This is a genomic window from Streptomyces finlayi, assembly GCF_014216315.1.
Taxonomy (GTDB): Bacteria; Actinomycetota; Actinomycetes; order Streptomycetales; family Streptomycetaceae; genus Streptomyces; species Streptomyces finlayi_A.
In genome coordinates this window covers 4,603,336-4,619,691 of sequence record NZ_CP045702.1, presented here as the reverse complement: position 1 = coordinate 4,619,691, position 16,356 = coordinate 4,603,336, and the positions used below count along the sequence as shown (strand labels likewise).

Annotated in this window: 8 protein-coding genes, 1 tRNA gene and 4 pseudogenes; 1 reads left to right on the top strand and 12 read right to left on the bottom strand. The window is 69.6% G+C overall.

Annotated elements, in window-relative coordinates; translation table 11 throughout:
• Nucleotides 1-124 precede the first annotated feature (124 nt).
• A pseudogene (locus F0344_RS21405) lies at nucleotides 125-1,646 on the bottom strand (helicase-related protein); the annotation flags it as partial.
• A gap of 12 nt (nucleotides 1,647-1,658) precedes the next feature.
• Between F0344_RS21405 and F0344_RS21400 the strand changes: the two are divergent.
• Nucleotides 1,659-1,895 (top strand): annotated as a pseudogene (locus F0344_RS21400) (transposase); the annotation flags it as partial.
• Between the two features lie 548 nt (nucleotides 1,896-2,443).
• Here the strand turns inward: F0344_RS21400 and F0344_RS21395 are convergent.
• The 11 genes and pseudogenes from F0344_RS21395 to sepX all read right to left on the bottom strand — a co-directional run bounded on the left by F0344_RS21395 (nucleotide 2,444) and on the right by sepX (nucleotide 16,243).
• A complete protein-coding gene (locus tag F0344_RS21395; protein WP_185300338.1) occupies nucleotides 2,444-3,193 on the bottom strand; it encodes a hypothetical protein in 750 nt (249 codons plus the stop codon).
• Nucleotides 3,190-5,004: pseudogene (locus F0344_RS35995) on the bottom strand (virulence factor); the annotation flags it as partial. The gene F0344_RS21395 and the pseudogene F0344_RS35995, both read right to left, overlap by 4 nt.
• Before the next feature lie 38 nt (nucleotides 5,005-5,042).
• Complete coding sequence (locus tag F0344_RS21385; protein WP_185300337.1) at nucleotides 5,043-6,047, bottom strand: IS3 family transposase; 1,005 nt, start codon at nucleotides 6,045-6,047, stop codon at nucleotides 5,043-5,045.
• 20 nt (nucleotides 6,048-6,067) lie between these two features.
• Entirely contained in the window at nucleotides 6,068-6,451 is a 384-nt protein-coding gene (locus tag F0344_RS21380; RefSeq protein ID WP_185300336.1) for a transposase, read from the bottom strand.
• A gap of 79 nt (nucleotides 6,452-6,530) precedes the next feature.
• Nucleotides 6,531-9,197 (bottom strand): annotated as a pseudogene (locus F0344_RS21375) (RICIN domain-containing protein); the annotation flags it as partial.
• 443 nt (nucleotides 9,198-9,640) lie between these two features.
• Nucleotides 9,641-10,090 (bottom strand): hypothetical protein, encoded by a 450-nt coding sequence (locus F0344_RS21370; RefSeq protein ID WP_185300335.1) that lies wholly within the window; start codon nucleotides 10,088-10,090, stop codon nucleotides 9,641-9,643.
• A 141-nt stretch (nucleotides 10,091-10,231) separates the two neighbouring features.
• Nucleotides 10,232-11,293 (bottom strand): MarR family transcriptional regulator, encoded by a 1,062-nt coding sequence (locus F0344_RS21365; RefSeq protein WP_185300334.1) that lies wholly within the window; start codon nucleotides 11,291-11,293, stop codon nucleotides 10,232-10,234.
• Nucleotides 11,294-11,756: 463 nt separating this feature from the next.
• Entirely contained in the window at nucleotides 11,757-14,078 is a 2,322-nt protein-coding gene (locus tag F0344_RS21360; RefSeq protein WP_219732148.1) for a protein kinase domain-containing protein, read from the bottom strand.
• Nucleotides 14,079-14,143: 65 nt separating this feature from the next.
• Entirely contained in the window at nucleotides 14,144-14,677 is a 534-nt protein-coding gene (locus F0344_RS35170) for an NERD domain-containing protein (protein WP_219732147.1), read from the bottom strand.
• Between the two features lie 219 nt (nucleotides 14,678-14,896).
• Nucleotides 14,897-14,970: transfer RNA gene (locus tag F0344_RS21355), tRNA-Ala, on the bottom strand.
• An 85-nt stretch (nucleotides 14,971-15,055) separates the two neighbouring features.
• Nucleotides 15,056-16,243, bottom strand: a complete 1,188-nt coding sequence (gene sepX / locus F0344_RS21350; RefSeq protein WP_445585678.1) for a divisome protein SepX/GlpR — start codon at nucleotides 16,241-16,243, stop codon at nucleotides 15,056-15,058.
• Between the last annotated feature and the right edge of the window lie 113 nt (nucleotides 16,244-16,356).

The window sequence follows — 16,356 nt, the reverse complement described above, 5'->3', positions numbered from 1 at the left end:
CTGGCTGATCGTGGCCCTCGGCGCGGGCCTGGCGGTCTTCACCCTCCTGCTCGTGGGCGGCACCTGGCTGATCACCCCGCCCCGCACCCATCTGCGCCCCGCCGCCGCTGACCGGCCGGCCCGGCTACTCACTGCTGAGTGTGACAAAGCGCGCAGGCTCCGCGAGAACCTTGCGGGCCCCCTGCTCATCCGCGGTGCGCGCGGCGAGAGTGGCTTCGGCCAGGCGGGGCGGGGCGGGGCGGGAGAGCTTCTCCGAACTTGAGACCACGAACCGCGCGGCTGTCGACTTCGGGCAGGCAGAGTCCCGCCCCGGTATTCGCGCGGGCCATCGTCCAGGCCTCAAGAGTGACGTCGTCGCGGAGCCGGATCCATTGATCGTTGACGCGCCGGTGCGGGGCCACCACCGAGGGAAGTGTGGCGGCCAGGGTGGCGTTGGCGCGGTGGCCGGCCCAGGTCCACCAGCGGATGTCACCGTCCGAGCTCCGAATGGCGACCGTGCCACCAGGGTGGACGGTATGCAGGTGCGCGTCGCGAGCCTCGGCGAGCTTTGCGGCTGCCCTCTTGGTCACGCGGATCGGCGGATCATTGCCCAGGAGGACGTCACGGGCGGCGCGGGTGAGGGCGAACGAGCGGATGCGCTCGGAGCCGAAACCGCTCCATCTGGCGCGGCCACCCTCGTCGGCCGGCTCCACGAAACAGCGCTTGCGGCTCCAGTCGACGTACGTCACCAGCCAGTTGCGACCTGCGAGCAGAAGTTTGCGCGGGCCCTCGATCTCTTCGGTGAGCAGGTCCGGGTCGGTGCGACCGATCTCCGTGCGGCCGTTGAGAACAGTGAACTCCGGTGGGGCGGTGAATACTGCCGTGAGGTTCATGAAGTGGCGGTGACCGTAGCGGCGTTCGGCCTCCGGTCCGACGAACAGCAGCCCGCCGTCCTGATTCAGGTATCCCTGCTCCACGAGGTGGCGTACGACTGGGGCCGCGCCCGGACCGAAGGGGCCGAGGCCTCCACACCACTCGTGCCACAGGTTCTCACCCACCCGGCGCTCCTGCAGACACAACGCGAGTAGCTGCTGGGCGACCAGGTGGCGTGGCTCGGGAGGAGCAGTGACGGGTTCCACCCAGCCGCTGGACCACTGATGAAGGACCGCAGCTGCGGAGAGCAGTCCTTGGTCGTCGAGGGCGAGAAAGAGACAGTTGCGTCGACTGCCGGGGCGGCGCCCTGTACGGCCGAGGCGCTGGAGGAAGGAGGCGACGGTTGACGGTGCGTCGAGCTGGATGACGCGGTCCAGGTCTCCGACGTCGATGCCCAGTTCCAGAGTGCTTGTGGAAACGATCACGCAGTCGCGGGCTTCGGCGAAAGCGGTCTCTGCGCGCCGCCGCTCGTCCACGGACAGTGAGGTGTGGGAAAGGAAGGTCGTCACGCCCTTGAGGCGCAGCTTCTCACCCAGCTCCTCGACGGTGCGTCGGCTTTCGCAGAAGACCAGCCGTTTCTCGCCCCGGTGCAGAGCCGTGATGACGGTTGCGGCATTCGCGATGGACCCGACGTAGTCGAGCTCGATGTCGCCAGGGGGCTGTGCCGCCGTTGCCGCTGCCTCTCCTGATCGCTCGACCAGATGGGGCGCGACGACCCGGGCCGGGCGTCGACCTCTTCGACGCACACCGTCCTGGCCACATGGGTGCAGTCGCACTGGGAGATCGAGAACCGCCTGCACTGGGTCCGCGACGTCACCTTCGACGAAGACCGTTCCCAGGTCCGCACCGGCAACGCCCCCCGCGTCATGGCGGGCCTGCGCAACACCGCGATCACCCTGCTCCGACTGGACGGACACGACAACATCGCCGCCGCCTACGACATCACGCCCGCAACACTGACCGCCCCATCAACCTGCTCCTGACAGCGTGATCAACAACTTTGCCGGAGCCCTGCCCCGAACGCTTCGGCCGCCGCCCTCGACCACCCGAGATACCCAAGACGGCCTGGATCAACGACCCGGCCAAGCGCCGCGAACCCGCACCACAAACCCCATAGCGATACGACCGTCTCACTGGACTTGAAATCTTCCGACACCGGGGCACTCGCGCGTGTGGTCGAAGAGGCGCGGGACTTCTTCCTCGGCGCTTTCGGTGCGGGCGAAGCGGTCGCGGTAGTCGCGTTCTGTCTGGTCTTTCAGCCCCACACGGTGTGGTCCGTCTCCGGTACGGGACGACGGCGGCCTGCTGGTCCTTGTCCCTCCTGCGCGGTCCCGTAGACGTGGGTCGGGGCCAGGTGAGGGCAGGGTGGTGAAGGTGATGTCGGGCAGGTAGGGCTGCACGTGATTGCGGATCCACTGATGATACTGCTGTCCCGGGGCGCCCGCCCGTATCGGCCAACGGCTGAACCCAGCGCGCCCGCCCTCCCGCGGTGCGGGAGGGCGGGCGCGCTGGGTGCCGTGTTCGCTCGCGGCTACAGCTTCCGGTCTCCTCGCCAGGCGACCGACGTCAGCACAGCCAGGCCACCATGTGCCAGACCCTTGTACGTCACGGTCCGGAGCGGTCCGAGCTCGTGGGCGGTCCGCTCCGCGAGCTGCGCTCCCTCCCGGAACAGCCGCGGCCACTCGTCGTCGTACTTGCCTTCCTCCCGGTAGGTGATCTCCAGGTTCAGCGTGGTGTCGATGCTCCGCGCCCAGGTATACAGATCGGCGACGAGGCTGTCGGACAGGGACAAGCCGGCGGCAGGGTCGTCCGGGAAGAAGTCCCCGAATCCGTCGGAGCGGAGCGGCCCGAACTTGAACTCGCCCTCGACCGTGATGTCGAGCGGGTGCGGGGGCGTGCCGTGTTCGTCACGCTCCCAGTGGAGGCGGTCGCAGCCCCAGCAAACCCACTTCGCTGTCCGGAGGTCCTCGTCCCAGTAGCGCACCCCCCACGACGGCCCGAGGTGTACGGCGAGTCGCCGAGCCGCCGCCAGCCCCTGCTTGATGTGGGCACGCCGGTCCGAGCGGGAGGCAAACCCCTCCGGCCGATGGGCCGACGTCCAGGAGCGCAGCATGTCCACCAGATCCGCAGGCAGGTCCAGCCGGACGTCGTCCAGCGGGATGTTGCGGGTGTAGGTGTCAGGCTCTTCCCAGGCTCCGGGGTCCTCCGGCTCGTGCAGCGGCGACACGTCACCCCGTGGCTGCACCAGCACGGGCATGGGCCACACTTCGTCGTGGGTCATACGGGGTTCGCTCCTATCACGTATCCGTTGTCCCCCACGCTAATGGCCACCTTCTGGGTCTTGCCGTTGAACGTGACCTCGAAAATCGGCCTCCCCGCACCCTGGGTGCCGACCTTCGTGCCGTGGGTCAGCACCGTCTTGACGAGGGCCGGGATGTCTTCCACCCGGACGCCGGCAGTGGCGAACTCCCCCGCGTGCCGGAACACGATGTGGATCAGGCCCGCGTGGGCGTTGCCCTTCTCGAGCCAGGCGAGGGGAAGGCCGGGCTTGGCGTACGTGGCCACCCAGATCGTGTCGGCCTTGTTGAACTTCACGCCGGACGCGGTGAGCTGCTCCAGCAGCTTCGGGTCCAGTGTGCCGCGGGCGATTTTGGCCCGCTCCGCCGAACCGACCGCGATGCGCAGGCCCATGCCTGCCGCGGACGTGGGGTCGCCGATCTGGAGGACGCCCTTCTCCCCGAAGATCTTCTTCAGGTCCGCCAGTACCTGCGCGGCGTTCACCCCGGTCTTGGCCGCTACTTCGGCTCGCGCGGCGAGCTTGACCGCTTCGGCGAGTTTCGTAGCGACCGAGGTCGGCACGAACATCGCGGCGACCCAGGCACAGCTGGACTTGTCGCGGTGATAGCACCGGGCGACGTCACCCAGCACCAGTTCGTACAGAATCGTGCCGGCCGTGTCCCCGAAGAGGTTCTGCCAGCCGAGCCGGGTGATGTCACCGAAGCTGAAGTGGTGGGTCCAGTTGTTCGTCTGGTCCTTGAGTGTCTCCGTGCCGAGGAAGACCGTGTCCGACTTCGGGCAGCCGGACTCGGTGGCGGGGACCTCGGGGTTGACGCAGTAGTAGTAGCTGACCGTGACATCGACGTGCAGCTCGTACGTGACGGTGCAGCCCTGGGGCACGTAGTCGCAAGGGTTGAGCTGCTTGGCCGGGCCCGCCTGTGTGATCTTGTCGATGACATAGAACGCACCGCCGATCCCGGTGCCGGCTCCGCTGTTGACCTGCTGATTGGCCTCCTTGCGTTCTGCGGACTCAGCCGCCTCCTGTGCGGACTCCGCGTACTTCTGGGCGTCCTTGGCGGCTTCCTCGGCTGCCGTGGCAGCCTCGTCGGCGCGCGTCGCGGCAGCCCTGGCGTCCTCAGCGGCCTCTTCGGCCTGCGTCGCGGCGGTGCGGGCCGCGTCGGCGTCGAGGGCTGCATGGTCCGCTGAACTGCGGGCTTGGGTGGCATGCCCCTCAGCCCGACCGGCCGCCTTTTCGGCCGCTATCGCGTCGGCCGTTGCCTGCCGGTCGTACTCGATGGTGCGGGCCAGTGACAGCTGCGCCTTCGCGGCGGCCTCGGCGGCGGCTGCCGCGTAACCGAGAGCTTCCTTGGCGTAGCCGCGGGCGGTGGCCGCGTAGCCGGCGGCGTTCGCCGCGTGCTGGTAGCCGGCCTTGGCGTCGCCCTGTGCCGCGGCGGCGATGACCTTGGAGGCTGCCGCCTCCTCCGCGGCGTTCTTGGCGTGGGCGTCCGCGACGGCCTTCTGCTGCTCGGCGATGCTCTTGGACGCCTGCCCCGTCAGCACCACGAGCCCGGCGGCCGAGTCCTTGGTGACGTAGGGCGAGCCAAGCTGGATCGCGTCGTTGGCGGGTGCGGCAACCTGGGCGGCGGCGTTACCCGCGTCCACGGCGGCCTGGGCGGTGACGTGGGCGAGGCCCGCTGCCTTCGCCGAGGCGACCACGGCCTTGTCGGCCTCTGTCTGGGCCACGTCGGCGTGCGACTTGGCGGTCTTGGCCTGGGCCTCGGCCTCGTCAGCCATCTTGACCGCCAGCTTCGCCTCGGCCGGAAGATTTCAAGTCCAGTGAGACGGTCGTATCGCTATGGGGTTTGTGGTGCGGGTTCGCGGCGCTTGGCCGGGTCGTTGATCCAGGCCGTTTGGGGTATCTGGGGTGGTCGGGGGCGGCGGCCGAAGCGTTCGGGGTGGCGGGCGTATGCCTCGGCGAGGGTGACCGCGCGCTGGTCGCGGACTTCCTCGGCGGTCCCGAAGTGGACGGATGCGGGGGTGTGCCAGCCGATGCCGGAATGCCGGTGCTCGTGGTTGTAGTACGCGATGAAGGCGTCGAACCACTCGCGGGCGTGGGTCAGCGAGTCGAACCGTTCGGGGTAGTCGGACATGTACTTCGTGGTCTTGAAGTGGGCCTCGCTGTAAGGATTGTCGTTGGAGACCTTCGGCCGCGAGTGCGACCGCGTCACCCCCAGGTCGATCAGCAGCTGGGAGACCTTCTTGCTGGTCATCGAGGTGCCGCGGTCCGCGTGCACGGTCTCGGGCACGATGCCGTTGCGGGTGATGGTCTCGCGGATCAGTTCCTCGGCCCGTGTCGCTGATTCGGCCGCTTCGACGGTGTGGCCGACGATGTACCGGCTGAAGATGTCGATGATCACGTAGGCGTGATACCAGACGCCCTTGACCGGTCCGGCCGCCTTGGTGATGTCCCAGGTGAACACCTGCGAGGGCCCGGTGGCGACCAGCTCGGGCACCGTCCTGGCGGGATGGGTGGCCTGCCGTCGGCGCTCGCCGCTCTGCCCCTGTTCGCGCAGGATCCGGTACATCGTCGAGACCGAGCAGTGATAGCGCCCCGCGTCCAGCTCGCGGGCCCAGATCTGCGCGGGCGCAAGCTCGGCGTACTCCTCGCCGTTCATCAACTCCAGCACCACGGCACGCTCTTCGTCCGACAGGGCCGACGGCTGCACCTGCGGGGCACGTTCTTCGCGTGGTGGCGGGGGCCGGAGCCGGCGGTAATGGGTGGCCCTGGACCGACCGGTCAGCCGACAGGCGGCCGTGATGCCCAGCTGGGCCTCGACGCCGGTGAACGCCTCGTCCACGACAGGGCCGGCGGCAGGATTCAGTCCGCGCTCTCGGAGATCATTTCCAAGAGCGCGGAAGCTTTTCCCATGACTTCCAGTGCGGCCTTGTTCCGGGCCAGTTCCTTCTCCAGCCGTTCCACCTGGCGGCGCAGTTTCTCGTTCTCCGTCTCGGCGGCCGGCTTCTTCGGCCTCGCCGGGCTGGTGCGCTTGTCGACCAGCTTTTCCAGGGCCCCGGCATCCCGCGCGGCCCGCCACTCGGTGACGTGCGAGTGGTACAGGCGCTCGCGGCGCAGGACCGCGCCCTTCTCGTTCTTGGGCGCGGCGTCGTACTCGGCGACGATCCGCAGCTTGTACTCCGGACTGAACGAACGGCGCTTCGGCCTGGGGGCCGGGTCGGATCCCGTGGGATTGGTACTGGTCATGAGGGGATAGTTCTCCTGTCAGTGCCCTCTCAGGCTAACCCGCCGAAGCGAGACGTCTCACCCAAGGCTGACAGAGAGGGGCTGCGGCGTGCTCGGCGGCGTCGATGGCGTCGGCCGCGGCGCTCGTCGCGGTCCGCACCGCCGCATCGGCCCGGAGCTTGGCCGCCTGGGCGCCGTCCGCCGCCGCTCGGGACCTCTTGGCGGCGGCCTCGGCGCGGGTGGCTGCGGCGTCCGCTTCGGCTGCCGAGCTGGTCGCGGCGTCGGCCGCGGTCCGGGACCGGCCGGCCGCCGCCTCGGCGTCATCGGCGAATCCGGACGCGGCGTCCGCCGCCGCCCTGGACTCCCCCGCATCGCTGTCGGCCGAGTGCGCCTCGGCGAGCGCCTCCTTCGCGTCCGCCTTGGCACGCGCCGCGTCAGCCTTCTGCTCCGCGTCCCAGGCGTCGTCGCGCAGGTCGCGCGCTCTATCCTTGGCCGCTTCCGCGTCCTCCTTGCGGGCTACCGCCGTGGCCTCGGCGGTCTGCGCCTTGCCCTTGGCATCGTTGGCCTTCGCCGCTTCCGCTTCGGCCGTCTGCCGGTGCTGGGCGGTCTCCGCCTGCTTGGCCTCGGCAGTCGCCTTCTCCTTCTTCGCCTTCGCCTCTTCCGCTTCGGCCGCGAGCCGTTTGGCGTGCGCGTCGGCGGCGGCCACCTTCCCATCGGACTCCGCCGCCAGTGCCTGGGCCAGCTTGGCCTCGGCCGTCTCCTTGTCCTTCTTGGCTTTGTCCCGGTGCAGCTTGGCGGCATCCGCCGCGGCCTTCGCCTGCAGCTCGGCGGTGTACGCCGCCTCCTTGCGGAACTCGGCCTTCGACTGCGCGGCCTGGGCCAGCGCGCGCTGGGCGATCGTCGCACTGTCGCTCGCCGCGGCACGGGTGGCCGCTTCGGCGGTCTCACCGGCCTTCACCAGCGCGGCAAGCGCCGCTGCGGCGCCCTGGGTGACCTGGGCCTTCTGCTGACCGACCAGGAGCCCGCGACCGCGCGGCGTGCCCTTGGCGTCCGCCACCGCGTAGGCGGCCTTCTCCGCCGTCTCACTGGTGGTGGCGGCGTTCGCCGCGGCGGCCGCCTGTGCCTTGATGATGCCGAGCTGCGACTTCGATGCCGCCTGGGCGGCTGACAAGGACGCGCTCGCCTTGGTGAACTGGGCCGCAGAGGTGACGGGGCCGTTGTGGGCTGAGACCTTGATGGTGAGCTTCTGCGCGGTGGTGGTGTTGCAGGTGTCGGTCAGGGCGTCCTGGCCGTTGGCGAGCGACGACAGGCTCAGGCACTTGCCCGTACCGACGCTCTTGATGGTCGTGGCGGCCCGGACGTTGTACTCCCAGGTCTGCGCCGGCGTACTGCCGCACGTCCACAGCTGAATCTTCGTGCCGCTCGCCGTGTTGTTGGACGCCACGTCGAGGCACTTCTGGGAGTTCACGTTGCGCAGGTGCAGACCCGGGTCGTCACCCCATACCTCCCACTGCTGGGCCGGGGTGTTGTTGCACGTGTACATCTGGACGGCCGTGCCGTTGGTCTTCCCGCCGCCCGCGGCCTCCAGGCACTTGCCCGCTGCCCCCGGTATCTGGATCACCGTCGGCGACGTGCCTATCCAGCCGACTCCTCCGGCGGACCAGTAGTCCTGCCAGCGGGTCAGGTGGTCGGCCACCCACGAATGGCCCAGCATCTGTCCCAGCGCCTTGGAACCGGTGGCGAGCGCATTGGTGGCGGCCTTGTTGGCGTTCAGGATCTGGTTGCGCTGGGGGGCTTGCGAGGCGATCTCCTGCTGCCACTCAGCGGCGGCGGTGGCGGAGATATTGCCCAGCACACTGTTCGGATCCAACGGGTCGCGCCATGCGCAGGCGGAGAAGCGGGACTTGAGGTCCTCCACCGCGATGCGGTGTTCCGCTGTGCCGGGCAGAGGGGCGGTGCGGGGGAATCCGCCCGAGCCCAGGAAGAGACGGGCGTTGTCCGCACCGGGCTGCTCCAGGGGCCAGTCCGTCAGATGTTCGTAGGCGTCCCGTTCGGCGATCGCACGGTTCCACTCATCGGTGGGAAGTCCCGGATCGGGATCCTGCCCGTACAGCGGTGCGCCCAAGTCCTTGACGGCCTTGAGGGTCTGGTCGTCCGCCGCGGGGGTCGGGTCCTCGTAGAAGTCTCCCTCCTCCTTCCAGAACCGGTCGGCCACCCACTGGCTCAGACCGGTCTGCGAGTGGAAGTCCTTCTGACCGTCGTCACTGGTTCCGGGCGGCCAGAGGAAAGCCGCCTGGGTGAAGCCTGCCGGGTTCTCCAGCCCGGCGAGCGGTGCTTTCCAGCTGTTGTGGAGCGTGTCGATGGCCGCGAGCTCCGCCTCGGCGGCGTTCCGGTCCTTGCCATAGGCCGTTGCGAGGGGCGTTTCCTCCCAGTGGTCGCGGTTGGCCAGCATACGGAGCTGTTCGGGCGTCTGGCCGAGTCCGCCTTGCGCCGTGTCGGACATGGATGGTCCGCCGAGCCGCAGCACGTCGCTCATCAGGCACTGGTCCTGCCGAAGCTGCTCGGCTGCGGTGTCCTTGGACCAGCCGTAGTCGGCGACCGGCTCGATCGCCGGTGAGGCGTTGCCGGCGAGTGGGCCCGGTTGGGTGGCCAGGCCGACGAGAACGGCCAAGGCCGTAACGGATGTGACGAGCGTAGTGAGCAGCGCGGATCTGCGCGATCTGCATCCGGTTGACCATGATTTGGGTGGCAAAGGAGCATCCTTCATAGCGAACGAGGGCAGGCGAGGGCGACCGTCCGACGCCCCGGAGCGGTGATGGGATCAGCCCGCCGTCCGGGCGGGTCAGGCCCGACGGAGAATGCAGAACCGATGCGGAGCCAAGGCATATGCGCGATGAACCAATGTCACGGCACACTTATCCGCCCTGCCCCCGTGGCGGCACTGTTCCCCCGGCCGCCGAATAACGTGTGCGCGTCACGACGGATCGGTCAAGATCCTCCGACGCGCACGGCGGTCACCTTACTCATAGGTAGGCGAATCGAAGCAGGAGGTGATCGCACCGGAGGAACGCCCTGAAACGAAAGGGATCACACGGGTAGCCAGGGTTCAAAATGTGTATATGTCGTGGCCGTTGCGTGAGCTAGATGTCTAGCAACGGTGAAAACGAGTGCGACGAGGCTGCCCCCTCTCGGCCAATATTCGGCCGATATTCACCCGTACCGCGATGGGGATCGTAGGGCGGTGCGCCGTTCCCGGGGTACCTCCTGGGCGATGCCGGCCCAGGTCTTGGAGCGCAGGACCCGGCGACCCTGCATCGATTTCTTGATCGCGAAGTAGGCCGACTCCACTTCCCACCTCTCGTGATACATGCTGACCAGGTCGGATGCCGGATATCGGTGGTGGTCCAGGAGGTTGGTGGCCAGTCGGTAGAGGCCGGTCCGGCAGCCCTGGCTGGTGGTGATGGTGATCTCGCACTCGATGATGCGGACCTCGATGTCGCCGAAGCGGGAGAGGTAGGAGCCGTCGTCGTAGCGGGCCAGGACCGGCGGTCTGCGTGCCGCGGTGACGCGGGCGAGGAAGGCGGCCTCCGCGGCCAGGAACGCGTTGCCGGAGAAGCCCCGGTCCAGTAACACGATCATGCCGGCGTGCAGCGAGCGCATCAGTCTCCTGCCCTAGCGGATCTTTGCCAGGTCGACCATCGAGCCGTCCGTGACCCCACCTCCGGCGAGCACAGGCCCGTAGCGCTCATCACACGATCGTGATCAGCGCACTCGCGGGCCCACGAACCCGGGCGGTAGCCGTCAACGGGCGTCGAGAACTGCCCGGCGGATGCGGCTGACGTAGGCATGGACGTCGGGTCCAGGCGTCGGTTCGGTGGACGGCTCCTGGGTGGAGCCGAGGCCTTGCGTGGTGCGGCGGCAGGGGCCGCAGAGGCCGTCGGGAAGGGCTTCGGGCCGGCCGGGGGCCCCGCATTCGGTGCACTCGACGGTGAGGCGTCGAACGGGCCCGACGGTCGCGTCCGGGGCGCGGGTGGCGGGCAGCTGGGGCGGGATCTTCGTGACGAGGCGGCGCCGGATGAAGCCGACGGGTGAGCCGACCGCTTCGGGGAGGCCCGCAGCCAGCGCCCGGATGAGGTAGTTCGCGTCCACACCGCGTGCGAACCAGCCGTTGGCCAGCTCTTGCAGGGCTTCGCAGTCGGCGGCGGAGAGGGCCAGGCGCGGTTCGACGCGGCCGAGTTGCGCCAGGGCCAGGTACGCAGGCGAGGGGCACCCGGGGCCCGGCTGCTGAGGCACGGCGGGGCCGCGTACAGGCTCAGGTGCGACGAGCGGCTCCTCCGGCGGGAGGGCCGGCGGGACCTCGGCGGCGGCCGGCACGGCGGGCACGGGCGTGGAGGGCTCCGTGAGGGTCCAGGGCTGCGGGGACGCAGTCCCGGGGGCCGGTGCTTCCGGGGCGTCCCGGTGGTCGAGGGCGGCGAGGAAGGCGGCCCACCATTCGTTGTCGCGTGCGGTGCGGGACCAGTAGGTGTGGAAGACCCAGCGGACCTGGTCGCCTTCACCGGCGAGGCGGCGTACGCGACGGAGGTGACCCGCGACGGACAGAGCGGTCAGGGCGGAGGCGACGGCTTGCTGGCCGTAGAGCGGGAGTTGCTTGGCCAGCGTCTTGACGTCCATGGCCGAACCGTCGGGCAGATGGTCCACGAACCCGGCGACGTACCGCTCCCGTTCGGGCAGCAGCGAGAACTCCCGTCCCGTCGGCGCGGGTTGGTGCGGGGCGGTTCGCTTGCCGTAGCCGGGACTGGCCTTCGGGTACGGGCGCGAGGATGTGGGCCCGGACAGGGCAGCGCTAAGGTGCTGAGTAGCCACGAGATCGGGTCCGTTCGATCTTGGGGTGAGACCCCGGCATGGTGCGGTCAACACCGCGTCGGGGTCGTTTCGTTGTCGCACCGTAAGCAACCGTGACGCTTCGCTGCAAGTTGGCCACGATTAGTCATACTTGCTGGCCGTGACGGGGCAGGGAGGGGGGAAAGGTTTTCCCTAACCCTCTTTCCCTACCGGGTTAAAGAAGGCGCTCGGCCCTCGGACCTCGTATCCCGACGCCCGAATCCCGAAGCTCAAGCGTCGGGCGCAGCCCTCTGTTCGTACCACCCGAAGAGTGAACGGCCGGTCCCGAAGCTCGGGTCCCGGGATTCGAGCGCCGAGGGCCGAGGACCGAGCTCCGGGTGGTGACGCGTGCGCCTCACGCCTCACACCGAAGCCCACTCCCCCGCGTTACCGCCCTCCGCCCGCAGCTCCTTCAACGACAGACCGTCCAGCACCGCCCACTCGCTCACCCGGTCCACGACATCCACCGTGCGGCCGTCCAGAGCCGGTGTCGCCTGCGGGTCCTCGGCGGGAACCAGGAGCCACAGACCATGCGGAGCGTCCGCGGGGCGGCGGGCCGCCTCTTGCAGCGTGACCAGGAGTTCCCGGCCTCGGCCTCCCAGTAACGGGCGGGCAGTCCGGCCTGGTGGGCCAGGAGGATGGTGCGCGGCCCCGCCTGCTCGGCGACAGCAGTGACGCGTACGGCGACGCGCTCCGACGCGAGACGGGTGTAGGAAGCGAGCGCGGGCCCAAGGACACCGGAGGCCGCGAACGTGGCATCCGCCTTCAACAAGGCCTGCCACCGCACACCTTGCTCCTCCGCCAGCTCACGCAGGGCGGTGAGGAACAGCTCGTCGAGCGAGACCGGCACGACAGCGAAGCGGGATGCCAGCCTGGCTGCGATACCGGGAAGTTCCGCACCCTTGAGAGTGAGCGCGAGGAAGCCACCGCGTCGGCGGGAGGTATCCAGACGCGCGCTAACCCTGCCCTGCTCGGACAGGATGGTCACCAGCTCGTCGCGGATCCGGCGAAGCCACGGCAGGGCTGCCCACTGCTCGATCGCCGCGAGCTGATGCTGCGAGACGGTGGGCTGACTGATGCCCAGCGCCTTGGCGATGGCGGGCTGGGCCGGCCAGGGATCCAGCGGCTCAGCGCCGGGCAGCTGGAGCGTGGTGCGTACGACGTCGGGGCGCGGCTTGGTACGGCGGTTCCCCTCTGCCGGGGTGAGCCGAGCGGCCAGCGTGTCCACCGACTCCAGAGCCTCCTCGGAAGCATCCGACGCAACAGGCACAGGTGCTTTGGCCGCGGACCTCTTGCGCAGGTCGTGCGTCCACTGGCGATGACGCCGGTTGAGCTCCTTGCGGATCACGTTGCCGGCGCCCCGGGCACGGGAGATCGTGTGGGGCGGGATGTCCAGCAGGGCTTTGACAGTGGCTGCGCCCAGGCCTGCCGCGACCGAGACGGCCCGCGGAGACAGCCCGGCAGCCTCCAGTGGAGTGGTCAGACCGGCAGCAGCGGCGACCTGCTCGCGTACATCGTCGATGTCCTCGGCGTTCATGCCCACGGTGGCCGGGGTGGTGGCCGGGCGAGCCGAGTCCGCCGTACGGAACAGCTGCCGCCACCCCTCGGCCATCTGGCGCAGACTGTCGTACCGCTGCTCGACGTCCCGGTGCAGGGCGCGCTCGAAGAAGCGGGTGAGACCCTCACTGAGTGCCGGGTCGACCAGTTCACGGGCGACATACAGCTCGGCGTCGACGACGGTGAGCGGGTCGCTCTGGCCGTCACCCCACACCGGGCGTTCACCCGAAGCCATCTCATGGAGTGTCACGGCGGCGGCGTACCACTCGGCGTGATCGTCATAGCGTGCGCGGCGGCTGCCTCCCAGGAAGGGGTCGAGATAGCCGCGGGTCCCCGCATGGATGTCCTGGTCGGGCGCCTCGGCTAGAGAGAAGTCGAACAGCATCAACTGCCAGGAACCGTCGTTGCGCTTGAACAGACCCAGATTGTCCGGCTTGATGTCCCGGTGGCGCACCCCTCGGGCGGCCAGGCTGTCGAGAGCGTCGAACAGGTCGTTGCCGAACCGCTCCAACTGGTCGTAGCCCAGAGAACCCTGCCCGCGCAGCCGCGATCCGAGGCTGACCGGGTCCCGGTCTGCGGGCGAACGGAAGCCACCTGCGTACTCGATCTCCAGCACGGTGCGACCGGCCAGTTCGCGGGGCTCGGCGAGCAGCTTGGCGATGCGGCCGCCGCCAACCTCCTTGAGAGCCTCGGCCTCCGCATACAGGCGGGCGTCCTTCTCACGGTCGAGGGCGACCTTGAAGACACGGGGAGAGTCCGGCTCGGCCGCTCCTTCGTCCGCCGTGCGGCGCACCAGCAGCGCGCGGGCGGCGGCTCCGGTACCGAGCACCCTGGCGACCGTCCACGTACTGTCCAGGGGCTGGCCGGGCAGCACGGCCAACGGGTCCGCGACTGCGCCACCCGGCTGCTCGGCCGCTGCCGTGTCAGCCTCTGCAGCGTCCAGGAGACGCAGGAAATCGTCAGGTGAGGCCAGCCGCTCCTGCAGATCGGCGGCGGTGGACTGGAACACCACAGCGTCCAGGGCTGCGGAGATGCTGTCGGCAACCGCGTACGGGTGGAGGCCGCCCTCGGCGGCAAGCCGGTCCACCAGGGTGCTGCGCCGGTCGGCAGGCGGCCGACCGGAGCCCGCGTCCAGGGCGCGTGGTTCCAGCCGCCAGCCGTCCCCGAAGCGCAGGTGCGCCGTCGATTGGCTGACCCCGATGCGCTTCATCAGCTTTTCGAGCAGCTGACTGTCCTGGGTGGTGACCCGCCAGCTCTCCCGCTCGGGCGGCAGACTCAGACACCCGGCAGCCCGCTCGCGCTGTCGTTGCGGCCGAAGACCGCGGTGCGCTGAAACTCGTCCAGCTCGCTCACCAGATCCGCGTCGTGGAGGAAAACGGCGGGCTTGATGAAGGGAACCCGCCTCGGATCGTCCCCCGAGGCTCGTGCCGCGCGCTCCAGTTGGCTCTTGAGTTCCTTCGCCTTCAGGTCGGTGAGATGCAGCGGATTCTTCAGCGTCCGCACCCGGTCGGCGTGGAACTGCCAGGTGTCCCCGTGGTTGACCACTCGGCCCGGGTGGCCTTTCAGCTCCAGCAGGTACAGCCCGCCCGGTACGGCGATCAGCAGGTCACACTCGTTGACCCGCCCGGAGGCACTGGTGAACTGGAACGTCGCCCACGCCCGGTACGGCTCAGCCTGAGGCATCAGCTGCCGCACATGGTCCAGTCCTTCCTGCTCCCACCGGTAGCCGGAGCGACGCGGCTGGAACCAGCGCTCGCGGCGAGCAGGAGGACCGGGCTTCGGGGCGGACTGCCGGGGGCCTGACGTCACCGGAAGACCTCCTGGATCTGGTCGGCATGGGCGGGGCAGGAGCAGAGTGCGAAGGGCACGATCCACCACGATCGCCATACCCGTACGGGGCCGTACCCGGACGGCATCCTAGTCGCCGATCACCAGGCCGGGACGTCGCATGTTTCTGGCCGTACGTAGTTGCTGTACGACGCCAAAGAGCCCCTACCGGGTTTCCCCGGTAGGGGCTCTGAGCTGCGGTGGACCTGTGGGGATTTGAACCCCAGACCCCCTCGATGCGAACGAGGTGCGCTACCAGACTGCGCCACAGGCCCTTGCAACGAGTGAAACTTTAGCATCCCCACAGGGGTGCTTGGAAATCCGTTCCCCGCTGGTCAGCGAGTCGGCGTTCCGGGCGTCTCACTCGTTGGCAGCGCGGGGGCGGTCGTCCTCGTCGTACTGGTCGAACAGCGGGGTACGGCCACGCTCGCGGTTGCGGCGGGACGGGTTGCCGCGCTGGCGTGGCGCCGGGTCCGCCGGGGGCGCGACGGGGTGCGAGGTGCCCGTCTGGGTGGGTTCCGCCGTGCTGGAGCGTGCCGCACTCCACGTCTCCGGGTCGTTGACCTCGACGCCGCCCGAGGCGCGCGGGGCGACCGGGGCGGTGACGTACGTGGGGAGGGGAACCGGGACCGGCTCCCAGCTGTCGCCCTGGACCCGGCCGCGCTCGCGCTGCTGGTCGACCCATTCCGCGTGGTCCGTCTGCTCGACGAGGGCGCGGCGGCCGGCCTCCTGCGGGGAGACGGTGGGCGCGGGTTCCGGCTGGGGGTGGCGCGCTTCGGGCTCCTCGTCGGGCTCGGTGGGAGCCGTCGTCGTGGACTGGTGCCTGCGGGGGCGGTTCTCGCGCAGCCGCTGGGCGGCCATCTCCGCCCGGCGCCGGTCCATCGTGAACGCGAACCGGTGCCGCTCCTTGGCGCGCAGATGCACGATGTACGTGCTCAGGAGCACGGCCGGCACGGCCGGGGCCCACAGGAAGCCGAGTCCGCCGACCGCCGCGACGACCGCGCCGAGGGTGAAGGCCAGGAAGAGGACGACGGTGGTACGACGACGGCGGGCCAGGAGCTGCGAGCGCTGGGCCCGCCGGGCCCGCTCGGCATCCGCGCTGGACGTGCGCGGGCGTCTGGTGGGAGCGGACCGCTCCTGCCCCGGGCGCCCCTGCGCCTCCCGGCGCTCCCTATACGTGGAATCGGGCGCCTGGTGCTCATGGACCGGACGGCCAGGCGCCCGGTCCGGAGCGTGCGCCGGGTCGTGCATCCGGGCCTCGGTGTGCGCCGGAGGCGCGGCAAAGGCCCGGACGTCCGCGGAACCCAGTCGGTCCGTGGCCGCGTCCGGGTCGACGTCGGGTGTCGCCTCCTCGGCGGCGCGCTCCTCCAGCTCCTTGGCATAACGGCGCTCCATGGCCGCCCGTCCGGACAGCAGCCGGATGGCGGTGCTGAAGCGTTCTGTCGGACGTGCTTCGTTGAGCTCGTCCTGCCGGCGAAGCCACATCGGCACCAAGTAGGCGGCCCAGGCCCCGACGATGACTGCGTAGATGAGGCCGCTGCTGCTCACGCTCACACCGTAGAGGGGTTTGTGCGGAGGCATCCGCCAATTGGCCCGGTGTGTCGCACGATCTAGCTGATATCACGGACTTTTTTTGTGATTGTTCGGATCAACAGTCGACG